Here is a 23,525-nt window from a genome sequence, read left to right as displayed (position 1 = left end):
AGGTGTCCTTAGAGGCTTAGTCGATATCATCAGGGTCGTTCTGTTTCAGGTCGCGCACCGCGATTGCGGTGTCTTGCGCCTTGGACAGGGACCAGCGTATGCGCGTCGCATACTCGATTGCGCGACCAGATAGAACGATCTGTTTTGTCGCGCGTGGTTTCAGACGGCCATATTCAAGATAAACGCTTGGATCCAAGGACAGTTTAAAAGATCCATCATGCCGGAATACCCAGATTTCACCGCTTTTAAGCGCCATCGACACAGCCGACCCACCCAGATCCAGGGCCGCATCCACTTCGGGGTGCAAATGGAACCGGATGTCAAAACCGACGCCCTTCAACGCAGATTTTTCCAGCGCCATGTCAAAGCTTTTCATGCTGGTGTCATCAATTGCCAGCAACATGTCCTCGCCCACCACACCGCGGCCATCAAAGGTCATTTCCAGAATGCGCGCATGGGTCAGACCGTGGGTCGGCACATAGCCGTCATGACCGCTTTCCAGCCGCATACCATCGGACGCAAGCGACATTTCAATCGGCACATGCCGGGGCGCATCTATCAGTGCCTCTTGCTGCTCTCCGCGCGTCAGGCTGCCCAGCCGCGCGCTGGAATAGCCATCAAGGCACAGGGTGGAATGGGAAGGCGTTGCGCGCCCGGCCCGGCGCCAATCGGCCCCGAAAGACCCGCCCGAGCCGCAGTTCACCACAAGAGGGCGGCGCCCCGATGTCAGTTCGAAAGCCAGAGTTGATGCGTGCGCGTTGTAAGACGCCTTGCCCTTGGGTGGCGGGCTGGCATCCATGATCACGCTGGTGCGCCCGCCCGACAGACGTGCGTATCCCATCGACATGCCGTCAGGGTGCCGGGTTTTGACATGGCTGGCGGCCAGCGCGTGATCAAGCCAGCCTTCCAATCCGCGCCCGCCGCCGTGAAAGCGCGCCAGTCCGCCATCGCTGTGGCGCAGGGTGCGCAAACTTGGGGCGATCCGTTCAATCGCGGCGATGTGGCCCGCTGGCAATTCCCGCCCCGCTTCGCCAAGTGCGGCTGCCGCCCATGTCAGCAAGGTGAACACATCCAGCAATTCTTCGGGGTTGCGGGTGGGCAGGCCGCCTTGTTCATCGATCTGGCTGGCGCATTCCCGCGCCAGTGCGCGAATGGCCGGTTCTGCCCGTGATTCCATTCCTTCAAGCGACATGCCCGCATAGATCAGACCGGTCAGCGCCTCGAACCGGGGCAAACCCGGCGCGGCGCTGTGCCAGCGTCGGGACAGAAACCGGGTCTGATGCGCGAGTGACGTGAAGAACGCATCGCTTTGCGCCGAATCCTGCCCCCGCAACAGAAAAATCGCGTGGTTGATCCATCGGATCAGGCGGCGCCCTGTCAAATCCGGCGACCAGCCCGGCCCCGTTCCGTTGCCATAGCGTTCGATCCAGCCCCAAAGCCAGTTCTGTGCCCTTAACCGTGCCGCGCCATCGCCAACGGCGGCCAGATCGTCCAGCCAGCCGAAACCATGCAATTCCTTTTCATAAGCGCGATCCGGCGAACGCTGATCCCACACGTCACCATTGGGTGCTTCGATCAGGTATCCGGCAAACAGGCAGTTGCCCGCAACCAGTTGCCTGCCACGCGCAAAACTGCCGATGGTGCGCGGTTCGGGTTGCGACACAAAGCCTTTGGCCGCTTTTGAACGCGCTGCAAGACGCGCGTAAAAGCGGTTCATGAATTGCGTGCGCCGCACCGAAAAACGTTCTGGTCTGGACATCTGCTTGCCTCATACGCTCTGCTGGCGTTTGGCGTATGTTACTGTGCTATCGGGTCAGTGTCACCGATCAAGATAACAATCGTGCAAATCCGCTTGGCGGTCATCCGCCCATCTTGCGCAGACGCGCCATATAAAACCCATCCATTCCGCCCTGTGCGGCCCAGTAATCGGGGCGCAGACGCAGCCCGCCCTCGGATGTGATCCAGCCCGGATCGACACCGTCAATGTCCAGCGCAGCGCGATCAACCTGCATGTCGCTGTGACGGGCAAGTGCCTCTTCGATCTGCACTTCGCCTTCGTCGGGAAGCAGTGAACAGGTGCAAAACACCATGCGCCCGCCGGGTTTCAGAAGGGTCCACATGTGGTCGATCATCCGTGATTGCAGATCAATCAGCGCGCCAAATTCCGATCCGTCCTTGGCAAAGGGCAGATCGGGGTGGCGCCGGATGGTGCCGGTGGCCGAACAGGGCGCATCCAGAAGAATGGCGTCATAAAGGCCGCCGTGGGTCATCCCGTCAGCAACAACAAGATCGGCCTTCAAACCAGTGCGGTCCAGATTGTCCTGCACGCGGGCCATACGCGCGGCGGAATCATCGACCGCCGTGACCTGTGCGCCGCTAGCCGCGATCTGCATGGTTTTGCCTCCCGGTGCGGCGCACATATCCAGTACGGTTTCGCCTGCTTGCGGCGACAGAATACGCACGGCCAAGGCCGCTGCCGTGTCCTGCACCCACCAATCGCCTTGCGCATATCCGGCCAAGGTCGTCACTTGCCCCGCATCTGCCACCCGCACCGAACCGGTGGGCAGGACGATACCGTTCACAGCAGTGGCCACGGCCTGCGGGTCGGTCCGCGCCGTCAAATCCAGTGGCGCGCCCGCAAAATGGGCCGCCTCGATGGCGGCGACGGTTGCGCTGCCCCACGCCTCAACCAGGGGCACGCGCAGCCATTTGGGCAGGCGCGGCAACCGCAGTGCGGCCCATGCATCGGGGCCATCGGCGGCAATCTTGCGAAGAACGGCGTTAACCAGACCTTTGAGCTTGGCATTGCGACGGTCGGCGCCAACAACTTCGACTAGCGCATTGACGACACCATGCGCCGCGCCGCCCTGACACAGTTCGACCGTGCCCAGACGCAGCGCATTGCGCACCGTCAGCGCAGGGGGTTTGCGCAGGTGCTTGTGCAATAGACGATCCGCGCGTTCCAGACCGCGCAATGTGTCCAGCGCCAACCGTTGTGCGCGGGCGCGATCATCGGGGGGCAATCGATCCAGCGCGCCGGCCCCGACCAGTTCGGGCAGCAGGCGGCCCTGTCCCAGTATCTGGTCCAGCAGATATATGGCACTGCGTCGCGCGGCGACGCCGGTGTCTGAAGCTGTTGGTGGTTTGGCCATCACTGCGCGCCTTTTTGGTGCCTTGCCCAAGTCGGACGGGCGCATATATCAAGGGCACAGCGCAAAAGGAACCCCGAGATGGCCGACGACACACCCGAAAATGATGCACTGCCCCCCGCCGCACAGCGCGCTCTTGCCGAGGCCGAAGCGCGTCGTGCCGCAGCAAAAGATGAAAAGCTTCCCAAGGAACTTGGTGGGCGCGACGGGCCGGAACCCGTCCGCTATGGAGATTGGGAAAAAAAAGGGATTGCGATAGACTTCTGACGCAATCGCCGACGCTTATTTCAGGCGGAACGTCGCGGAATCGCCTGTGCCTTTGTCCGAGATAAATCGCACTCGGCCCTCTTTGACCTCGACCGCCTGACAATTGTAACCCAGATCGCTGCCGCCCCAATTGATGTCGCGGCAGAAATAACCGTCCTGCCAGCTCCAGGTACCATTCACGGCCCAGCGTGCGCCTTTACCGGTGATCTTGCCGTTTGGATCAACCTCAAGATTAACAAGTGGCAGGGTCAGTTGCTTGCCGCTGATCAGCCTTACGAAATCATCGCGCTGGTCGACCTTGGCAAAATCGGCAAAGGCAGGTGCAGCCGCGAAAACAGTGGCGAATGCGATGGCAAGTGAACGGATCATGTCAAACCTCAACCAAGTTATTTACACTGGGATACGGCCTACGGGCCGCATTGGATCACTTGCCGTAAAATATTTGCTAGAGTCCAAGCACGTCAAGCATATCATATTGGCCCGGGCCCTTGTCCTGCCCCCAAATGGCAGCTTTTAGCGCACCGCGGGCAAAGACCGAGCGGTCGCTTGCCATATGGCGCAGGATGATGCGTTCGCCCATCGCGGCAAACATCACATCATGTTCGCCGATAATATCGCCGCCCCGCACCACGGCAAAGCCGATATCGCCCCGTTTGCGCGCGCCCGTCATGCCATCGCGGGCGCGATCGGAGACATCCCCCAGTTCGACACCGCGCCCGTCTGCCGCCGCCTGCCCCAGCATCAGGGCGGTGCCGGATGGCGCATCGACCTTTTGATTGTGGTGCGCTTCGATAATTTCGATATCGTAATCATCATCCAGCGCGGCGGCGACCTTGCGGGTCAGTTGTGTCAGCAGGTTGACACCAAGGCTCATGTTGCCGGCGCGGATGATCACGGCATGGCGCGCCGCCGGTTCAAGACGGGCCACCTGCTCGGGCGTCATCCCGGTGGTGCCGATCACGTGCACCGCACGGGCCTGTGCGGCAAGCGCGGCAAATTCCAGCGTTGCCTCGGGCGCGGTAAAATCGATCACGGCCTGTGCGCGGGCAAACGCGTCCAGCGGGTCATGTTCTACAGGGACATCCAGCGGGCTGCGCCCCATGGCAACACCAACGTCCTGACCGATCCAGTCGTGGCCCTTGCGTTCGATCGCCCCGACCAGACGCACTTTGTCACTGGACAGGATCGTTTCGATCAGCATCTGGCCCATACGGCCCGATGCTCCTGTCACGACGATACCCGGCAACTCGCTCATGTGGTGTTCCTTTCGCTGCGTTGCGCCTTGTCTAGCGAAGCGCGCAGCGCTTGGCAAAGGCTGCGCAAACCCTTAGATGGGCCCTATGGCAAAGAACAAGTTTCATGATGGCCCCGGCCCGTCGCAACGGCAACTGCGTGTTGGCGAACTGATCCGCAGAACCTTGTCCGAGGTTCTGGCACGCGGTGACGTGCACGATCCCGATCTGAACCGCATGTCCATCACCGTGGGCGAGGTGCGCACCTCGCCTGATTTGCGCATCGCAACCGCCTATGTGCTGCCCCTCGGTGGCAAGGGGCAGGATGAAGTGATCAAGCTGCTGGCACGCAACAAGGGCGAACTGCGCCGAGCGGTGTCCAAGAAGCTGGCCCTGAAATTCGCGCCTGACCTTCGGTTCCAGCTGGATGAAACATTCGACCGGATGGATGACACCCGCAGGATGCTGAATCAGGACAATGTGCGCCGCGACACAGAAACACCGGACACATCGGAATGAAAGCGGCGCCAACATTGCTGGCACTTATGATGTGGGCCACGCCTGCGCTGGCGGATGTGTGCAACGATGTGACCTATCTGGATGTGCCCTATACGATTTGCGAAGCTGACCTGACGCAAAGCGACATGCGTCTGTTCCTTTATGCCGAGGGCGGCGCACCTTACGGGCATTTTTCTACAATCAACCGGCATCTGGCCGAGCAGAACCTGCAACTGGGGTTCGCGATGAATGCCGGAATGTACCACGAAGATCGCGCGCCAGTCGGGCATTATGTAGAAAACGGGCGCGAACAGATGCGGGTGATCACCAATGCCGGACCGGGCAATTTCGGGCTTTTGCCCAACGGGGTCTTCTGCATCCGGAAGGGCCGCGCCGATGTGATCGAAACGCTGCGCTTTGTCGAAGAAACGCCCGACTGCAGGTTTGCCACGCAATCCGGCCCGATGCTGGTGATTGATGGCGAACTGCACCCGCGGTTCCTGCCTGACAGCACGTCTCGCTATATTCGCAACGGGGTGGGCACCAGTGCCGATGGCACACGCGCGGTCTTTGCAATTTCAAGCGTGCCGGTCACCTTTCACGAATTCGGTGAGCTGTTCCGCGACGGGCTGAAGCTGCCCAATGCGCTGTATTTCGACGGTAACATTTCGCGGCTTTATGCACCCGATCTTGAACGCAACGATGCAGGGTTCAGGCTGGGCCCGATCGTGGGCACCGTCGTGCCGCTGGAACAATAGCGGCCGCGCGCGAATTGACGGCACCTTACCGCGGCGTGTAAGGGCGCAGCCGGACCACCGAACCTTACATCAACTGGGCAATCTGGGACAGCACATGGCACGTAAACGCAAAGGCCGCGACATTTCCGGATGGGTTGTGATCGACAAACCGGCAGGACCGACTTCGACGGCTGTCGTGAACAAGGTACGCTGGGCGTTCGACGCCAAGAAGGCAGGCCATGCCGGAACGCTGGACCCCGATGCAACCGGCGTTCTGGCCGTTGCCCTGGGTGAGGCCACAAAAACCGTGCCCTACATTACCGACGCGCTGAAGGCCTATACATTCAAGATCAGGTTCGGGCAGGCCACCAATACAGATGACGCCGAGGGCGAGGTGATTGCGCAAAGCGATACACGCCCGACAGACGATCAGATCAAACAGGCGCTGTCCGGCTTTATCGGTGAAATCGAACAGGTGCCGCCGCAGTTTTCCGCTGTGAAAATCGACGGGCAGCGCGCCTATAAACTGGCGCGCGACGGCGAAACCATGGACATCGCCGCCCGCCCACTCTGGGTCGAAGAGCTGGTTCTGACGGATCGGCCCGATGCGGATCATGCGGTGTTGGAAATGACCTGTGGCAAGGGCGGCTATGTGCGCGCCATTGCCCGTGATCTGGGCAAGATGCTGGGCTGTCTGGGGCATGTCGTTTCATTGCGCCGTATCTGGTCCGGCCCGTTCGACCTAGGCGGCGCGCTGACGCTGGATACGCTTGATGCCATGGCGCGCACCCCGGACCTTGACACCTATTTGCAACCGCTGGAAATCGGGCTGGCCGATCTGCCGGAACTGCGCTGCACACCCGAGGGCGCGGTACGCCTGCGCAACGGCAACCCCGGAATGGTGATCGCATCGGATGTCGACTACGGCGAAGAATGCTGGGCATCGCTGGACGGGCGCGCCGTGGCAGTGGGTGTCTACAAGGCCGGTGAATTGCATCCCAGCCGTGTGTTTCTGCCCGCGTCCTGATGGGATTGTTTCAATCGCTGCCGCAAACCCGGCAGTATCTGTAACGCGGTTCACGCAGACGTCAGACAATCGCGGGCTTTGTGTCAGATCGTGTTTCAAAACACCCCACAAGGATCATAGGACCGTGACAATGCGCGCAATCCAACATGGGCGCGCACATCTTGGGGATGACACACCAACCTGTCTGAACCGGAGAACCCGACATGAACCGAACCCTTGCCACAGTCCTGACTGCCGGTGCCTTTGCCACACTGGCCTTTGATGCCTTCGGGCAAGCCATCAGCCCCTTGCTGGGATACGCCAAACTGGCCCCTGTGGGGTTGGCGGGCGCATCGCTGAAAACCATTTTCGGAGCCAACCCGCCCGGCGCTGCGCATTTGCTGCATCTGGTGACGGGACTGGTGTTTTACGCGGTTGGTTACTTTGCCATCGCCCGCCCGGTTCAACGCGCGATCCTGCCGGCGCTGCCGTGGATGGTAACGGCGGTTGTCTACGGTGTCGTGCTTTGGGTTTTCGCGCTGTATGTCATGGCGCATCTTGTGGTCGGAAACCCGCCATTTCTGGGCTGGGGTGGCATCACATGGGTCGCACTGTGGGGCCATATTGTCTATGCGCTTGTTGCCGCCTGGATCATGGAAACGCGCGGTGCGATTCTGAACCTGTCGCGCCTGCGCGCCGCCACGACAATCTGATCCGGCACAGTTCCTGACGCCGGATCGGCACCGGCCGCCCCTTGCCTAAGGGGGCGGCCCCCTTCATTGGCGTTGAACCCTGCGCGCAGCAATGTCACAACAGGGCGCATGATCACACGCACCCATACCAAGGGCGACGCGCCCTCTGTGGCCGTCTATTCGGATTGCGAGCGGTACCGCTATAGCCTGACCCGCATTTGGGATCATTCCGGCAAGCGGGTCATGTTCGTGATGCTTAACCCGTCCACCGCCACCGAAGTGCAGAATGATCCAACCGTGGAACGCTGCGAGCGACGGGCGCGGGCGCTGGGATTTGGCGGCTTTCGCGTCACCAATATCTTTGCATGGCGCGACACCGATCCGCGCCAGATGCGGGCCGCACAGGATCCGGTGGGGCCGGAAAACGATGCGGCCATAATTGAAGGGTGCCGCTGGGCCGATCAGGTCGTCGCGGCCTGGGGGACACATGGCGCGCATCTGGGACGCGGGGCGCAAATGGCCGCCCTGTTGCACAACACCGGCACACCGGTGTTCCATCTGGGGTTAAGCAAGGATGGCCACCCCAAACATCCGCTGTACATTGCCTATGCTCGGCATCCCGAACGCTGGGGCATCATGAACGGAGCCGACACATGAGCGAAGAAACGCAACAGGACATGCCAACCGCCGAGGCGATGAACCGGATGTCAGAGGCATTGGAGACGCTGAACAGCCACCGGTTTTTCAAGGTCAACAATTCGTTCTGGCGCATGTTGTGGTTTCAACTTGCCCGCGGCCTTGCCTTTGGTCTGGGCACCGCGCTGGGCGCCAGTCTGCTGGTGTCTGTGGTTGCGTGGTGGTTAAGCCAGGTGGAATTCGTACCAATTCTCGGCGACTGGGCGTCACAAATCCTCGAGTCGATGGATACGACGCAGCAATAAGGCGGCAGGCAGGGTTAACCTGCGTTAACCATCTGATACTATTACATTTGACCGCGCCACACGCGTCGTGCGTTAACTCCGGCGGGTGGGTGGCGTTGTGGGATGCGTATCATGTTTTTGCTTGCCGGGTTGCTGGGCCTTGTTGCCGTCGGGTCTGTGATGCTGGTGCCAACCGGCGACGATCCGGATACCCCGGAAACAGACCCGGACCAGCTGTTGCCCGAGGACGGAGCCATTATTTCCGGTACGGCAAGTGCCGACATTTTGCAGGGTATGGGCGGGAACGACCAGATCAACGGCTACGCCAGCGATGACCATATTTCAGGCGGGCCGGGCGACGATCATCTGTTCGGCGATGTCGGGAACGACACGCTTGACGGAGACGCCGGAAACGATGTTCTGCACGGGCAGAACGGGCAGGACACATTGCGCGGTGGCGATGATCAGGACCAGCTCTACGGCCAAAACGGCAATGACAATCTGCTTGGCGGTGCGGACAGCGATGTTCTGGTGGGTGGCGACGGGCAGGACCACCTGTACGGCGGTAGTGGAAATGACGCGCTTCACGGCGGATTGGGCGACGACACCCTGATTGGCGCAGACGGGCAGGACACAATATTCGGCGGTTGGGGAAATGACGTTCTGTCAGGCGTGCAGGATGAGGCACAATCAAACGGCGGGGCAGGCCGCGATTTTCTGAACGGGGGCGGCGGGGACGACACGATACTGGCCGGGCGCGACGATGTTGTAACGGCGGGCGACGGGGACGATACAATCGTACTGGGCGACTGGATTACCGGCGGACAGCCCGCAAGCATTGTCGATTATCACCCGCAGGACGATCAGATCATCGTGGTTTGGGATGATGCCACTGCCGCCGCGCCGCATCTGGACATTGTAAGGGATGCAGACCAGCCACAGGACGCGCTTATTCTGCTGGGCGGTCAGGCAATCGCCCAAGTCAGTGATGCGCCCGATCTGGACGCGGATGCCATTATCCTGATCGCACAGAGTCAGGTTCTGGAAGGCGCGGCATCCCCCGCGCTGCTGGCGCTTTTCCAGATGGGCTAGCGACTATTTCGCGAACCGCAACAGAACCGCGCCAAACAACGTGATCATCGTCGACAGCACTTTGGCCAGATCAAGACGTTCCTTCAGAAATCCGACACCGATCAGAAGTGCGAACACGATACTGGTTTCACGCAGCGCCGTAACAAGCGCGATGGGGGCCTGCGTGAACGCCCAGATCACCAGCGCATAGGCAATGAAAGACGCACAGCCCCCCACCGCGAAAGTGCGCAGGGCGGTTATAAACACGCGTGGCAGAATGCGCGGTGCCGACAGGGCAGTAAAGGCAGCAAACAGGATGCCGTTGCCGATCGAAAGCCAGCCGTAAAAACCCAGTGACGTGCCCGCCAGCCGCGCCCCGATCCCGTCAACAAGGGAATAGGCCGCGATAAAGCACCCTGTGACCAGAGCCAGTTGCGCGGCGTGGATATTTCGCAACCCATCCCTTTGCCGCACAAGGCTGATACTGATGATGCCTGCCGCGATCACCGCAACGCCCAACAGCTCCATCGGTTGCAATGTGACACCCAGAAACAGGATCGAAACGCCAGTCACAATCAGTGGCGCGGCCCCACGCGCAATCGGGTAGACCTGCGTCAGATCGCCGGACCGGTAGGCACTCAACAGAAAAAACTGGTATCCCAGATGCAGCGCGATGCCAGCCGCCAGATAGGGCCAGCTGGCCGCATCGGGGAACGGCACAAAAAACACCGCACACATCGCGATGGGCATATGCCCCAGTACAACGGCACACATCGAAAGATGTTTGTCCGCCCCGCCCTTGACCAGACTGTTCCAAAGCGCGTGCAACGCCGCGGCCAGCAGAACGGCAACAAAGACAATCGGTTCCATCTGGCGCTCCTCTGGCCCTAGGCGGAAACGATGGCCCATCAGATTAAAAACGTCCAGCCAGATGCAAGAACGCGCTGACACAATACCGGCAAGACGACCCGCAGCAGACAGATCAGCAATAACCCTTTGCAAAGAGCGGTTTTATCTCTTATACGCCCGCATCTGCCACAGATTCTGTTTGCGGCGGGTATTCTCCACGGGCCTGAGCTGGACGACATCCCGGCCTGCGCCATTCATATCAACCTTTTCAAAAGGAGACCCCGATGTCGATTACTGCCGAAGAAAAAGCACGTGTCATGAAAGAATATGCAACCAAAGAAGGCGATACAGGTTCGCCCGAAGTTCAGGTTGCCATCCTCAGCTCGCGTATTGCCACGCTGACAGAGCATTTCAAGACACACAAGAAAGACAACCACGGCCGCCGTGGTCTGTTGAAAATGGTCGCCCTGCGCCGCAAATTGCTGGATTACACCAAGGCAAAAGACGAAGCGCGCTATCAGGATCTGATCAAGCGTCTGGGCCTGCGCCGCTAAGGCCGACACCAATACGTTTTTCAAAACCGCGCGTCGCACCAGCGAGGCGCGGTTTTTCTTTGGAAGGTGGTCTTTCGCAACGTTGCGAACGTGCGGATGCACACCCTTCCCAATGGTCGAAAACTCCTGTACAGCCGCACAATCTGAAATCCGGCGCCCGGACTCCAGCGCCCGAAAAAGAAGATATCGGAGTCAGGGGGAATTCGCCCCCTATGAAAAGGCCAATGGGCCAAAACAGGAAACGTAGATGTTTAACGTAACAACAAAATCAATGCAGTGGGGCGAAGAAACGCTGACACTGGAAACGGGCAAAGTGGCCCGCCAGGCCGATGGATCGGTCATCGCTACGCTGGGCGAAACCAGTGTAATGGCGAACGTGACGTACGCGCGCGCTCAAAAACCCGGTCAGGATTTCTTTCCGCTGACCGTTCATTACAACGAAAAATACTATGCGGCCGGCAAAGTGCCCGGCGGCTTTTTCAAGCGCGAGGCGCGCCCGTCGGAAAAAGAGACGCTGACAAGCCGTCTGATCGACCGGCCCATTCGCCCGCTGTTTGTTCCGGGCTTTAAAAACGAAGTTCTGGTGATGTGCACCGTGCTGAGCCACGATCTGGTCAATGATCCGGATATGGTTGCGATGATCGCAGCCAGCGCCGCGCTGACCATTTCGGGTGCGCCGTTCATGGGCCCGATTGCGGCCTGCCGTGTTGGTTTCACCGAAGGCGAATACGTTCTGAACCCGACCGTGGATGACATGCACAACCTGCGCATGAACCCCGATCAGCGTCTGGATCTGGTTGTTGCCGGCACCAAAGACGCGGTGATGATGGTTGAATCAGAAGCCTACGAATTGACCGAGGCGGAAATGCTGGGCGCTGTCAAATTCGCCCATGACGCGATTCAGCCTGTGATCGACCTGATTGTCGAACTGGCCGAAGCAGCCGCGAAAGAGCCGTTCGATTTCCAACCTGTCGATTATTCCGACCTTTACGAGGCCGTGAAGAAAGCTGGCGAGAAAGACATGCGCGCCGCATTCGCCATTCAGGACAAGCAAGAGCGTACCGCCGCCGTTGCCGCCGCCCGCGAAGCCATTCTGGCATCGCTGAGCGAAGAGCAGCAGGGCGATGCGAACCTTGGTTCGTCACTGAAAAAGCTGGAAGCCAGCATTCTGCGCGGCGACGTCGTGAAAACCGGCAAGCGGATTGACGGACGTGACACCACAACCGTGCGTCCGATTGTCTGCGAAACCGGATTCCTGCCCCGCACGCACGGATCGGCCCTGTTCACCCGCGGTGAAACACAAGGCTTGGTCGTAACCACGCTGGGTACGGGCGACGATGAACAGTTCATCGACGCGCTGCACGGCAATTTCAAATCGAACTTCCTGCTGCACTATAACTTCCCCCCCTATTCGGTGGGTGAAGTGGGTCGCGTTGGCCCTCCCGGCCGTCGCGAGATTGGCCATGGCAAACTGGCGTGGCGCGCGTTGCAGGCTGTTCTGCCCGCACCGACCGATTTCCCCTACACAGTTCGGGTTGTTTCCGAGATCACCGAATCCAACGGATCGTCTTCGATGGCGTCGGTTTGTGGCGGCTCCCTTTCGATGATGGATGCCGGTGTACCGCTCAAGGCGCCGGTGGCCGGTGTTGCGATGGGCCTGATCCTTGAAGAGGACGGTTCCTATGCGATCCTGACCGATATTCTGGGTGACGAAGACCATCTGGGCGACATGGATTTCAAAGTGGCCGGAACCGAAGCAGGGATCACATCCTTGCAGATGGACATCAAGGTTGCAGGCATCACTCCCGAGATCATGGAAAAGGCACTGGCTCAGGCCAAAGACGGCCGGATCCACATTCTGGGTGAAATGTCCAAGGCGCTGACAGGGGCGGCTGATTTCAGCATCCACGCACCGCGCATTGAAACCATGCAGGTGCCCACAGACAAGATCCGCGAAGTTATCGGATCGGGTGGTAAAGTGATCCGCGAAATCGTCGAAATGTCGGGCGCCAAGGTTGATATCAACGACGACGGTATCATCAAGATCGCATCGCCCAATGCCGAAGCCATCAAAAAGGCCTATGACATGATCTATTCGATCGTGGCAGAACCGGAAGAAGGCGCGATTTACACCGGTACGGTTGTGAAGATCGTCGATTTCGGTGCCTTCGTGAACTTCTTTGGAAAACGCGATGGTCTGGTGCACGTGTCGCAGATCGAAAACCGCCGCCTGAACCACCCTTCGGACGTTCTGAAGGAAGGTCAGGAAGTCAAAGTCAAACTGCTGGGCTTTGATGATCGCGGCAAGGTGCGCCTGTCGATGAAAGTTGTCGATCAGGAAACTGGCGAAGAGATCAAGAAAGAAGAGAACGCAGCCGAATAAGCTGCCGTTTCTCTGTTAAAACAGAAAGCCCCGGTGGAAACGCCGGGGCTTTTTTTTATGTCACCAAGCGCCGTGGCGAAGGCGTCACCCTTTGCGTGTCCGCGTCATACACGCAGGAAGTGGTGGCATGATATTTTTGCCAACAGGCCTTAATTTTTGCAATTCATCGCAAAGATTTCCCCAAGACTTTTTAATTTGCGGGACTAAAACAAATCCTACAAGCCGCACAAAGCGGCATGATGGAGGGAAATATGAAGAAACCTGTCGCGGAATTTATCGGTACATTTACCCTTGTTCTATTCGGCTGCGGAGCGGCCGTGATCGCCGGTGATCTGATCGGATTTGCCGGCATCAGTTTTGCCTTTGGTCTGGCATTGATCGGGATGGCCTATGGCATCGGCGCGGTGTCGGGATGTCATATCAATCCGGCGGTGACACTGGGCGTGGTTGCTGCCGGGCGCATGTCAATCGGCGAAGCCATTCCTTACATGATCGCGCAGGTGGCCGGTGCGATTGTAGCGGCCATGATCCTGCTGATGATCGTATCGGGCCAGGCGGGCGGATATGATACTGCGGTTTCCGGGCTTGGGCACAATGGTTGGGGTGCGGGTTACAACGGCGAATATTCCATGGGATCGGCATTTCTGTTCGAAGCGGTGGCCACATTCCTGTTTGTCGTTGTCATTCTGGGCGCCACAGGCGTTGGCGCACCGGCAGCCATGGCCGGTCTGGCCATCGGTCTGGCCCTTGTCGTGATCCATCTGGTCGGCATCAACATCACTGGCGTTTCGGTCAATCCGGCGCGGTCGATCGGGCCGGCACTGTTTGTCGGCGGAACGGCAATATCACAGCTTTGGCTGTTTATCGTCGCCCCCATCGTGGGCGCGATTGCGGCGGGTATTCTGTTCCGGTCGGGCCTGCTTGACGGGGAATAAAACCTGACAGTGTATCCTTGCGCCCGGCACAACCGCCGGGCGATTTTTTGATGTTTGCATCCAAATGGCGACCGCATTTCCGGCCATTGGGCCCAATCTGAATGCGATTTCTCATAAAGTGACCCAAGGTTATATCGCCGAATGGCTTGTTTACGGGGCGTTTGGCTTTTCCGTCCCCGGACAACTGGGAGGTTTCATGTATATTAAATCAATTACCGCCATTTTGGCGCTGTCTTTACCCACGTCCGTCTGGGCAAGCCCAATCACCGACGCATACACAAGCTTTTATACCTTTGGCGACAGCCTGAGTGATGACGGCAAGTTTCTTGCTCTTGATCCACCCAGCCTTGGTGGCCGGTTCAGCAAAGATCTGGTCTGGGCCGAACGGATCGAGGATCAGTTTATCGCCGCCGGGCGCGACACGGCAAACCTTGCCATCGGTGGCGCAACCGCAGGGGATCAGACGACACCCGCAACGCCACTGTCTACCTTTGGCGGGCAGATTGGGCCTTTCAAACCGCGCTTGGCTTCGGGGCGCAATCGCCGGGCGACAACCCGCTGGTGTCAGTCTCGTTCGGGGCGAATGACTTGTTCGCCAGTTTCGTGCCCGATGATATCGAAGCCGCCGCAGATGCAGTGGCAAACGGTATCCGGTCGATTGCAGCAATCTCCAGCCATGCCTTTGATGATTTTCTGGTCGTGAACCTGCCCGATCTTGGCGCCACACCGGCGTATAACTTTCTGATCGCAGCCGCGGGTGGATCAGCAGATGATGTCGCAGCGGCATCCGAGGCGGCAACGACCGCAACCAACACCTTTAACACGCGTCTGGCGAAGAACATCATTGATCTGAAAGACGAAGGGCTGAACATCATCGAATGGGATTCGAACGAATTGGTGTCGGATATCATCGCAAATCCGATTTCGTTTGGCATCGCGGACACGTCGACCCCCTGCACCGTCAGTATCGGCGCGCCGCTTGATCCGACCTTCAGCAATCCGTCGCCCAACTGCGTTGATCTTAACTTGGACCCGAACCTGTTGTTGTTTGTCGATGGTGTGCACCCCAATGGCGTTGCGCATTCGTTGGCAGCCGAACGCGCGGCAAACGCAATTGCGGCCAATCTGGCTCCCGTACCGGTTCCGGCAAGTCTTCCGATGCTGCTGTCGGTTGTTGCTGTGGCCGGCTTTGCCGCACGCCGGCGCGCCAAAACCGCCTGATCCTGTCGCATCAATCCGCGATCAAGCCCCGGCCCCTGTGCCGGGGCTTTTGCGTTGAGGCATCAGCACAGCACTGCTTTCACAGGTCGCAAATGCGCGCTACACATACCGCATATGCAGTCTTACATCATCCATATGTCTTCCAGCACCGCGCGGCGCGCGAATGCACAGCGACTGCTGGACACGTTGCCGGATGCGCACCTGATCGAGGCGGTGAACGGACGTGATCCGGCACAGATTGCGCATATCCGAACACATGCAGGCAACCTTTATGCGCCGCACTATCCCTTTGCCCTGCGCCCTGCGGAAATCGGGGTATTTGCCAGCCACCGCGCCTGCTGGCAGCGGCTGGTCGACAGCGGCGCAGATTATGCCGTGATCGCCGAAGATGATTTGCAGGTCGATCCCGACCGCCTGGCTATAGCACTGCAAATGGTGGCGGATCACGCCACGCCCGATATGTACATCCGCCTTCCTGTCAAAGCACGCGAAACCGCACAGTCCACGCTGGCACAGGAAGGGGACATGGCGTTCATCCTGCCGCGGGTGGTCGGATTACAGTGCATCTGCCAGATTGTCGGGCGCGATGTGGCACAGCGATTGCTGGAGTGCACCCGCGAAATCGACCGGCCTGTTGATACGTTTTTGCAAATGCACTGGGTGACGGGACAGAAGGTGCATGCCATCCTGCCCAACGGCAATCAGGAAGTCGCTGCCCAAATCGGCGGGTCCACGATCCAAGTAAAAACCCGCGCCAGCGGAAAACTGGCGCGGGAATTGAAACGGGCCTGGTATCGCGCGCAGGTCGCCCTGCGCCCGCAAAAGATTTAGGTCGGCGCCTTGGTCTTGCGCAGGTAAGGCAGCACGGTTTCAAATTCGCCGAACTTGGCCTTTGCATCCTCATTGCTGACAGATGGCGGAATGATAACATCTTCGCCCGGCACCCAGTTGGCGGGTGTGGCAACGCCTTTGGCTGACATCTGCAATCCGTCAAGCGCGCGCACGACTTCGGCAAAATTCCGGCCAACCGTCATCGGGTAGGTCATGCTGAGTTTCAGTTGCTTGTCCGGGCCGATGATAAACACGGACCGCACTGTCGCGCTGTCGGCTGGGGTGCGCCCGTCGGGCAAATACGCTTCGGCGGGAAGCATATCAAACGCCTTGGACACGGCCAGACCTTCGTCCGCGATGATCGGAAAACCGGCCTTGGCGCCGCCGACCTTTTCAATGTCGGATTTCCATTTCTTGTGGTCTTCGACACCGTCCACGGAAACGCCGATCACTTTGGTGCCGCGTTTTTCCCATTCGTCGGCCAATTGCGCCACGGCACCGAATTCGGTCGTGCAAACCGGAGTGAAATCCTTGGGGTGTGAAAAGAGAATCGCCCAGTTGTCGCCGATCCAGTCGTGAAACTGAATTGTGCCCTGATCCGTTTCTGCGGTGAAATTCGGCACCGTGTCGTTAATACGCAAACCCATGATCTTCTCCTTCATGTTCGGTTTTGAACCATTCCGAGTCGTAATCTAAACCTTTAGAGGGCCAGTTACATCCCCTCTCTTGCCCCTTTCTGTCTGCAATGACAGAGTGCGCCGGAATTCCGGGCCAAAGAGGCCGGATCAAGTTTTCTGCAAGCGGAGTAGCAAGATGATCGAGAAACGAGATTTTTATATCAATGGCGCGTGGGTTGCCCCTGCCAAGGCCAACGACTTTTTTGTCATTGATCCGTCGACAGAAGAAAAATGCGCCGTCATTTCGCTGGGCGACCAGGCGGATACGGATGCTGCCGTGGCGGCGGCACGGGCGGCGTTTGAAGGCTGGTCGCAGACAACGCTGGATGAACGCGTTGCGCTGCTGCGCCGTCTTGGCGAAGTCTACGAAGATCGCCAGTCTGAAATGGCCGAAGCGATCAGCCTTGAGATGGGCGCGCCCATCGATCTAAGCCGGGTGCAACAGGTCGGGTCCGGCACCTGGCACATGGGCGGGTTTCTGAAAGCACTGGAAAACTTCAGCTTTGAAACGGATTTCACCGCAACCGAAAAAACCCTGCGCGAACCGATTGGTGTCTGTGCGCTGATCACGCCGTGGAACTGGCCGATGAACCAGATTGTTCTGAAGGCGATCCCGGCGATGGCAACGGGTTGTACGATGATCCTGAAACCTTCGGAAATTGCGCCTTTGTCGGGTTTGCTGTTTGCCGAATTCGTCGATCAGGCCGGATTCCCCAAAGGCGTGTTCAACCTTGTGAATGGCGACGGTGTAGGCGTTGGCAGCCAGCTTTCGTCGCATCCCGGTGTCGATATGGTCAGCTTTACCGGATCAACCCGCGCCGGCATCGCAATTTCCAAGGCCGCCGCTGATTCATTGAAACGCGTCAGTCTGGAACTGGGCGGCAAAGGCGCCAACATCATTTTTGCCGATGCCGAACCCAACGCCGCCAAAGCAGGCGCAATCCGCTGCTTCCGCAATTCGGGCCAGTCGTGCAACGCACCGACACGGATGTTGGTTGAACGCTCGCGCTATGACGAGGCGGTGGAAATGGCGGCAGATGTTGCCAACACCACCCGCGTTGGCCCGGCATCCGAAGAAGGCAAACATATCGGCCCTGTCGTGTCCGAAGCCCAGTTCAACAAAATTCAGGGCCTGATCGAGGTTGGCATGTCCGAGGCCCGTCTGGTTGCGGGCGGTCTGGGCCGTCCTGACGGATTGAACCGAGGCTATTACGTGAAACCCACGGTGTTTGCGGATGTTACAAATGACATGACCATCGCACAGGAAGAAGTATTCGGCCCTGTGCTGTCGATCATTCCGTTTGACACCGAAGAAGAAGCGATCGCGATTGCCAATGACACGCCTTACGGTCTGACCAACTATATCCAGTCGCAGGACGCTGAAAAACGCCGCCGCGTGGCGCGCCGGTTGCGGTCGGGCATGGTGGAAACCAACGGACAGGGATTTGCCCAAGGGTCGCCCTTTGGCGGTTACAAACAATCGGGCAATGGCCGCGAAGGCGGCGTGTTCGGGATGGAAGAATTCCTTGAGATCAAAGCTGTCTCGGGATGGTCAGACGCATAACCGCGCCTGTTTCCAGATAATGGAACGGTTCAGGGCCGCCCCTAGCAGGGCGGCCTTTTGCGTCTGGCCGCGCGCCCTTAATCGGCCTAAACACAGACGGGAAACTGGCTAAAGGGTCGCCCATCCTATGATCTATTCACGTCTGCACGGCCGCTTGGGCAACCAGATGTTTCAATACGCCGCCGCTCGTGGTCTGGCGGCGCGGCACGGAACGCAGGTTGTGCTGGACACCCGTACCGCCCTGCATCGCGGCGAAGGCGTGCTGACACGTGTATTTGATCTGGATGTTGCAGATCCTGCACCCCTGCCGCCAGCCCGCCACGACGCGCCGTTGCGATATGCCATCTGGCGCATGACGGGTGCCGCGCCTGCGTTCAAACGGGAACGGGGTTTGGGGTATAATTCCGTGATCGAAACCTGGCCCGATAATGTGTACCTGCACGGCTACTGGCAGTCAGAGCAGTACTTTGCGCATATCGCACAGGACATGCGCCGGCAATTTGCCTTCCGCCCGCCGCCGTCACCCCAAAATAAACAAATGGCGGCCCGCATCCGTGACACGCTGTCGGTTTCGCTGCATGTGCGGCGCGGCGATTACCTGACATTCGATGCCCATACGATCTGTGATCAGACCTATTACGGCGCGGCACTTGCGCAGGTTGCCGCACCGTTGGATGGTACGCCGACCGTATTCGTGTTTTCGGATGATCCCGATTGGGCACGGGACAACCTGCCCCTGCCCTACGAAAAGGTGGTGGTTGATTTCAACGGGCCAGACGCCGATTACGAAGACATGCGCTTGATGAGCCTGTGCCAGCACAACATCATCGCCAATTCTTCGTTTTCATGGTGGGCCGCATGGCTGAACGCGAACCCCGAAAAACGCGTGGCGGGGCCGTCGGACTGGTTTGGCGATCCCAAGCTGAACAACCCCGATATTCTGCCGCAAAGCTGGTTTCGTATCTGACCCCTAGAACGGCGCGGCGGATTGGAACGTAACGGGTTCGCCGGTTTCCGGATGTTCGAACCCAAGCGTCGCCGAATGCAGCATCATGCGGTCATAATCTGCGTCCCTGCCCGTTGCGTAAAACGGATCACCCAGAATGGGATGGCCCAGCGCCATCATGTGCAGGCGCAGCTGATGGGTGCGCCCGGTTCTGGGTGTCAGTTCCATTCGGGTTTCGCCCGCATCCCGTGCGATCACCCGCCAGTCGGTCTGGGCCGGTTTGCCGGTGTCGTGGCACACCATGTGGCGCGGGCGGTTCGGCCAATCCACGATCAGGGGCAGATCAACCTGCCCGCTGTCGCCCTGCACCTGTCCCGCTACTCGGGCCACATAAGTCTTGCGGGTTCTTTTCCGTTCGAACTGCTGGCCCAGCGTTTTTTGGGCAGCGCGGGTCAGTGCAAAGACCATGATGCCGGATGTGTCGCGATCCAGACGATGCACCAGAAGCGTATCGGGGAAATCCTGCGCCACCCGCGCAATCAGACAATCGGCAAGATGCGGCCCACGCCCCGGAACCGAAAGCAAGCCCGCCGGTTTGTCGACGATCACAAAAGACGGATCGCGGTGCAGCACCGATAGCGGGCCGGTGGGCGGATCATATTCAGATTGCACGGTCATGGGGGTGATTACCGTGGTGACCGGGCCGCGACAACCACATTGGCGCGGGCAGGCCACCATGACGATTAAACTGCAAAAAATTCGTTGATCTCGCGGGCGACGTCTTGCGGTCTGGTCATTGCGGGCAAGTGGCCGGACCCTTCCATTATGACCAGCTTGGATTGAGGAAGCAGCGATTGCAGATATTCCATATCCTTGACGTCAACCAATGGATCAAGCTCTCCGTGAACCAGAAGCGTGGGCAATGACAGGCGCCCCAGCTCTGCAGGCCAATCCAGGGTTTGCGATGGCTGGGTCAGGAACGATGCTTCTGCTGCCTCGGGTGTGGCCCGTGATAACAGATTCACGGCCCATCGGCGAATATGCAGCGCACCAGGTTCCGGCGTACACATCGTCGCAAACCACTCCAGCCGTTCAAGGTGCGTATCACCGGGCCATTGGGATGGCGGAACGCGTGGTTTGATTTCTGCGTCCGACACTTTCACCCCGCCGCTGCCATTCAGCAGCATGAGACCTTCAAACCGGTCCGGATGTCTCAGCGCAGCACGCAATGCCGTTACGGCACCTGCGGAAAAACCGGCAAGTGTGCAGGTTTCGATCTTCAGCGCGTTCATAACCCCGAAAACGTCGTCCACAAGAGCGTCTGCAGTAATGTCTTCGCTTGGAACGGGTGTTTCGCCGCTTCCGCGATGGTCATAAACGACAACCCGCCACTCTTCGCTTAGTATGGAGAGGGTTGCGATCCAGTCTTCGAAGTTTCCGATCCAGCCACTATGCGCAAGAAACGTCTTGGGCCCCTTCCCAAAGCTGAGCGCGAAAACGCGGTTGCCTGCAATATCAAGGAACATGTCCCTTGCCATCCTAAGCCTTGGCGTGCTCCGCGCTTGGGTCATACATCGGCTTCAGCGATACCTCGGCCTTGACCCGGGTACCTGCAACATCGATTTCATAGCTTGAAGCAAGAACATCCGCCGCGCTTTCGCCCTTGCAGGGCACGTATCCCATGCCGATGGCCGCACCCAGGTGGTGGCCGTAGGCACCGGAAGACAGGTAGCCCACAATCTCTCCGTCACGGATCACCGGTTCGTTGTGATAGAGCAGCGGTTCGGGATCGGTCAGCCTGAACTGGACCATGCGGTTGGCCAGACCTTCGTCTTTCTTGCGCAGCACCGCATCACGCCCGATAAAGTCCGGTTTGTCGGTTTTCACGGCAAAACCCAATCCGGCCTCAAGCACATGATCTTCGCTGGTGATGTCATGGCCGAAATGGCGAAAGCCTTTTTCGATCCGAGCGCAATCCATCATGTGCATCCCGCAAAGGGTCAGGCCCATGTCCTGACCGGCGGCGTGAAGCGTTTCAAACGTATGGCCCGCCATGTCAGAGGACACATAGATTTCCCAGCCAAGCTCTCCGACATAGGTGACGCGATGTACCCGCGCCAGACCCAGACCCAGTTCGATCTCTTGTGCGGTGCCGAACGGATTGACGGCGTTGGAAAAATCGTTGGGTGAAACAGCCTGCATCAGCTTGCGCGCATTGGGGCCCATGACGGCCAATACGGCTTCGCCCGCGGTCACATCTGTCAGAACAACGTTGTAATGACCCTTGTGGCGCATCATCCAAGTCTGATCGGCCAGTCGCGTGGCGGCAGGCGTGACCACCAGATAGGCAGTTTCCGACAGGCGGGTGATGGTTACATCCGCTTCGATCCCGCCAGTGACATTCAGGAACTGGGTATAGACGATCTTGCCCACCGGGACGTCATATTGCCCGCCACCCACATGGTTCAGGAATGCAGTTGCATCCGGCCCTTCGACGCGGATTTTGCCAAAAGACGACATATCGTACATGCCGACATTGCTGCGGATCGCAGCGTGTTCGGCGGCAACGTTGTCAAAGAAATTCTGCCGCTTCCAACTGTATTCGTATTCGGGTGTCTGGCCCGGATTGGCGAACCAGTTGGCCCGCTCCCAGCCCGCGATTTCGCCCATGACGGCCCCGTGTTCCAGCAAATGGTGGTGGAACGGGGTACGGCGCACGCCGCGCGCCGTGGCCTTTTGCCGGTAAGGGTAATGATCCGCGTAGAGCAGGCCCAGCGTTTCGGTTGCGCGTTCGACCAGATATTTCTTGTTGCCCTGAAACGGCTGCATCCGCGCGATGTTCACATCGCCCAGATCAAACGGTTTTTCGCCGGTATGCATCCACTGGCTAAGCGCCATACCCGCGCCGCCACCGGACTGGATGCCGATCGAATTGAACCCCGCAGCGACCCAGACATTGTCCATCTCGGGGGCAAGGCCCAGATGATAGGCGTCATCGGGGGTAAAGCTTTCGGGTCCGTTAAAGAACGTGTGGATACCGGCCGTTCCAAGCATCGGCAAACGGTTGACCGCCTGTTCCAGAATGGGTTCGAAATGATCAAAGTCTTCGGGCAACTGATCGAATTCGAAACTGTCGGGGATGCCCCCCATTCCCCACGGTTTGCTGACCGGTTCGAACGCGCCCAGCATCATTTTGCCCGCATCTTCCTTGTAATAGGCACATTCGTCCGGCACCCGCAGCACCGGCATCTGGGTCAGCCCTTCGATCGGTTCGGACACGATGTAAAAATGTTCGCAGGCTTGTAACGGTACGTTGATCCCCAGCATCCGGCCCACATCATGGCCCCACATTCCGGCACAGTTGACCGCCATATCGCAAGTCATGTGGCCGGTATTTCCGTCTTCATCTGTCCAGTTCACGCCTGTTACCGTGCGATGATCGCGGGTCACGCCTGTTACCTTGACGCGTTCCTGTATCAGCGCGCCTTGCTGGCGCGCGCCCTTGGCCAGCGCCAGCGCGATATTGGCGGGATCACCCTGCCCGTCCGTTGGCAGCCAGACACCTGCCTTGACCCCGTCCAGATTGATATGTTCATACCGTTTCTTGATCTCCGCGGGCGAGATTTCTTCGACCGGCACCCCAAAGGCACGCGCCATGGCGGCATTGCGGAACAGTTCCTCCTTGCGCGCGTCGGTTAGGGCGACAGAGACCGAACCAACTTGCCGCAAACCGGTTGCAACGCCGGTTTCTTCCTCCAGACGCGCATAAAGATCGGCAGAGTATTTCGCCAGCTTGGTCATGTTCGAGGAAGCGCGCAACTGCCCGATCAGACCGGCGGCGTGCCATGTGGTGCCCGAAGTCAGTTGCTTGCGTTCCAGCAGGACAACATCCTGCCAGCCCAGTTGCGTCAGATGGTAGGCAACAGAACATCCGATGACGCCACCACCAATGATGACCACGCGAGCCGAAGAAGGAAGAGTATTCATATCGAA

The 23,525-nt window shown here is 59.0% G+C and carries 25 protein-coding genes; 16 read left to right on the top strand and 9 right to left on the bottom strand.

Going from position 1 to position 23,525, the window contains the following annotated elements:
- Window positions 1-16: 16 nt before the first annotated feature.
- Together C1J05_RS00750 and C1J05_RS00745 are read right to left on the bottom strand one after the other, a co-directional pair.
- Window positions 17-1,759 (bottom strand): heparinase II/III family protein, encoded by a 1,743-nt coding sequence (locus C1J05_RS00750; RefSeq protein ID WP_114868588.1) that lies wholly within the window; start codon window positions 1,757-1,759, stop codon window positions 17-19.
- Between the two features lie 100 nt (window positions 1,760-1,859).
- Window positions 1,860-3,152 carry an RsmB/NOP family class I SAM-dependent RNA methyltransferase gene (locus C1J05_RS00745; RefSeq protein WP_114872026.1) on the bottom strand — a complete coding sequence of 431 codons (1,293 nt, stop codon included), beginning with the start codon at window positions 3,150-3,152 and terminating at the stop codon, window positions 1,860-1,862.
- Between the two features lie 78 nt (window positions 3,153-3,230).
- On the opposite strand from C1J05_RS00745, the gene C1J05_RS00740 reads away from it, so the two are divergent.
- Window positions 3,231-3,416 carry a DUF1674 domain-containing protein gene (locus C1J05_RS00740; protein WP_114868587.1) on the top strand — a complete coding sequence of 62 codons (186 nt, stop codon included), beginning with the start codon at window positions 3,231-3,233 and terminating at the stop codon, window positions 3,414-3,416.
- Between the two features lie 15 nt (window positions 3,417-3,431).
- Here C1J05_RS00740 and C1J05_RS00735 read toward each other — a convergent pair whose 3' ends face one another.
- Complete coding sequence (locus tag C1J05_RS00735; RefSeq protein ID WP_114868586.1) at window positions 3,432-3,785, bottom strand: dihydrodipicolinate reductase; 354 nt, start codon at window positions 3,783-3,785, stop codon at window positions 3,432-3,434.
- A 76-nt stretch (window positions 3,786-3,861) separates the two neighbouring features.
- Complete coding sequence (gene dapB / locus C1J05_RS00730) at window positions 3,862-4,671, bottom strand: 4-hydroxy-tetrahydrodipicolinate reductase (protein WP_114868585.1); 810 nt, start codon at window positions 4,669-4,671, stop codon at window positions 3,862-3,864.
- A gap of 85 nt (window positions 4,672-4,756) precedes the next feature.
- Between dapB and rbfA the strand changes: the two genes are divergently transcribed.
- From rbfA to C1J05_RS00695, 7 genes are all read left to right on the top strand, one after another.
- On the top strand, window positions 4,757-5,167 hold the full coding sequence (rbfA, locus tag C1J05_RS00725) for a 30S ribosome-binding factor RbfA (protein WP_114868584.1): 411 nt from the start codon (window positions 4,757-4,759) through the stop codon (window positions 5,165-5,167).
- Entirely contained in the window at window positions 5,164-5,904 is a 741-nt protein-coding gene (locus C1J05_RS00720; RefSeq protein ID WP_114868583.1) for a phosphodiester glycosidase family protein, read from the top strand. The genes rbfA and C1J05_RS00720 overlap by 4 nt, the downstream gene beginning before the upstream one ends.
- Window positions 5,905-5,998: 94 nt before the next feature.
- The gene (gene truB, locus C1J05_RS00715) at window positions 5,999-6,910 is read left to right on the top strand and encodes a tRNA pseudouridine(55) synthase TruB (protein ID WP_114868582.1); all 912 of its coding nucleotides are present in this window, start codon (window positions 5,999-6,001) and stop codon (window positions 6,908-6,910) included.
- Window positions 6,911-7,113: 203 nt separating this feature from the next.
- Window positions 7,114-7,602, top strand: coding sequence for a hypothetical protein (locus C1J05_RS00710; RefSeq protein ID WP_114868581.1), 489 nt, complete (start codon window positions 7,114-7,116; stop codon window positions 7,600-7,602).
- Between the two features lie 108 nt (window positions 7,603-7,710).
- The gene (locus C1J05_RS00705) at window positions 7,711-8,238 is read left to right on the top strand and encodes a DUF1643 domain-containing protein (protein ID WP_114872025.1); all 528 of its coding nucleotides are present in this window, start codon (window positions 7,711-7,713) and stop codon (window positions 8,236-8,238) included.
- The gene (locus tag C1J05_RS00700; protein WP_254684676.1) at window positions 8,235-8,522 is read left to right on the top strand and encodes a DUF5665 domain-containing protein; all 288 of its coding nucleotides are present in this window, start codon (window positions 8,235-8,237) and stop codon (window positions 8,520-8,522) included. Before C1J05_RS00705 ends, C1J05_RS00700 begins: the two co-directional genes overlap by 4 nt.
- 111 nt (window positions 8,523-8,633) lie before the next feature.
- Window positions 8,634-9,593 carry a calcium-binding protein gene (locus C1J05_RS00695; RefSeq protein ID WP_114872023.1) on the top strand — a complete coding sequence of 320 codons (960 nt, stop codon included), beginning with the start codon at window positions 8,634-8,636 and terminating at the stop codon, window positions 9,591-9,593.
- Between the two features lie 3 nt (window positions 9,594-9,596).
- Here the strand turns inward: C1J05_RS00695 and C1J05_RS00690 are convergent, their stop codons facing one another.
- A complete protein-coding gene (locus tag C1J05_RS00690) occupies window positions 9,597-10,442 on the bottom strand; it encodes a DMT family transporter (RefSeq protein ID WP_114868580.1) in 846 nt (281 codons plus the stop codon).
- 263 nt (window positions 10,443-10,705) lie between these two features.
- On the opposite strand from C1J05_RS00690, the gene rpsO reads away from it, so the two are divergent.
- The 6 genes from rpsO (at window position 10,706) to C1J05_RS00665 (ending at window position 16,345) form a co-directional block, all read left to right on the top strand.
- Window positions 10,706-10,975 carry a 30S ribosomal protein S15 gene (rpsO, locus tag C1J05_RS00685; RefSeq protein ID WP_114868579.1) on the top strand — a complete coding sequence of 90 codons (270 nt, stop codon included), beginning with the start codon at window positions 10,706-10,708 and terminating at the stop codon, window positions 10,973-10,975.
- Between the two features lie 247 nt (window positions 10,976-11,222).
- On the top strand, window positions 11,223-13,358 hold the full coding sequence (gene pnp, locus C1J05_RS00680; protein WP_114868578.1) for a polyribonucleotide nucleotidyltransferase: 2,136 nt from the start codon (window positions 11,223-11,225) through the stop codon (window positions 13,356-13,358).
- A gap of 251 nt (window positions 13,359-13,609) precedes the next feature.
- The gene (locus tag C1J05_RS00675; protein WP_114872022.1) at window positions 13,610-14,293 is read left to right on the top strand and encodes an aquaporin; all 684 of its coding nucleotides are present in this window, start codon (window positions 13,610-13,612) and stop codon (window positions 14,291-14,293) included.
- Window positions 14,294-14,489: 196 nt separating this feature from the next.
- Window positions 14,490-14,996, top strand: a complete 507-nt coding sequence (locus tag C1J05_RS22040; RefSeq protein ID WP_368073725.1) for a hypothetical protein — start codon at window positions 14,490-14,492, stop codon at window positions 14,994-14,996.
- Window positions 14,897-15,514 carry an SGNH/GDSL hydrolase family protein gene (locus C1J05_RS00670; RefSeq protein WP_368073750.1) on the top strand — a complete coding sequence of 206 codons (618 nt, stop codon included), beginning with the start codon at window positions 14,897-14,899 and terminating at the stop codon, window positions 15,512-15,514. Before C1J05_RS22040 ends, C1J05_RS00670 begins: the two co-directional genes overlap by 100 nt.
- 135 nt (window positions 15,515-15,649) lie before the next feature.
- Entirely contained in the window at window positions 15,650-16,345 is a 696-nt protein-coding gene (locus C1J05_RS00665) for a glycosyltransferase family 25 protein (protein WP_441351679.1), read from the top strand.
- Here the strand turns inward: C1J05_RS00665 and C1J05_RS00660 are convergent.
- Window positions 16,342-16,992 (bottom strand): peroxiredoxin, encoded by a 651-nt coding sequence (locus tag C1J05_RS00660; RefSeq protein WP_114872021.1) that lies wholly within the window; start codon window positions 16,990-16,992, stop codon window positions 16,342-16,344. The genes C1J05_RS00665 and C1J05_RS00660 overlap by 4 nt on opposite strands.
- A 166-nt stretch (window positions 16,993-17,158) precedes the next feature.
- On the opposite strand from C1J05_RS00660, the gene C1J05_RS00655 reads away from it, so the two are divergent.
- Both C1J05_RS00655 and C1J05_RS00650 read left to right on the top strand, forming a co-directional pair.
- The gene (locus tag C1J05_RS00655; RefSeq protein WP_114868575.1) at window positions 17,159-18,586 is read left to right on the top strand and encodes an aldehyde dehydrogenase family protein; all 1,428 of its coding nucleotides are present in this window, start codon (window positions 17,159-17,161) and stop codon (window positions 18,584-18,586) included.
- A gap of 127 nt (window positions 18,587-18,713) precedes the next feature.
- A complete protein-coding gene (locus C1J05_RS00650) occupies window positions 18,714-19,553 on the top strand; it encodes an alpha-1,2-fucosyltransferase (RefSeq protein ID WP_114868574.1) in 840 nt (279 codons plus the stop codon).
- 3 nt (window positions 19,554-19,556) lie between these two features.
- Here the strand turns inward: C1J05_RS00650 and C1J05_RS00645 are convergent, their stop codons facing one another.
- The 3 genes from C1J05_RS00645 to C1J05_RS00635 form a co-directional block, all read right to left on the bottom strand.
- Window positions 19,557-20,204: an RluA family pseudouridine synthase gene (locus C1J05_RS00645; RefSeq protein WP_254684819.1), complete on the bottom strand. Its 648-nt coding sequence runs from the start codon at window positions 20,202-20,204 to the stop codon at window positions 19,557-19,559.
- Between the two features lie 71 nt (window positions 20,205-20,275).
- Window positions 20,276-21,058, bottom strand: coding sequence for an alpha/beta fold hydrolase (locus C1J05_RS00640; protein WP_162797869.1), 783 nt, complete (start codon window positions 21,056-21,058; stop codon window positions 20,276-20,278).
- Window positions 21,059-21,071: 13 nt separating this feature from the next.
- A complete protein-coding gene (locus tag C1J05_RS00635; RefSeq protein ID WP_114868572.1) occupies window positions 21,072-23,519 on the bottom strand; it encodes a GcvT family protein in 2,448 nt (815 codons plus the stop codon).
- Window positions 23,520-23,525 lie beyond the last annotated feature (6 nt).

This window comes from Sulfitobacter sp. JL08, from assembly GCF_003352045.1.
GTDB lineage: Bacteria > Pseudomonadota > Alphaproteobacteria > Rhodobacterales > Rhodobacteraceae > JL08.
The sequence above is the reverse complement of the archived record's forward strand: the minus strand, read 5'-3'. Positions and strand labels throughout refer to the sequence as shown.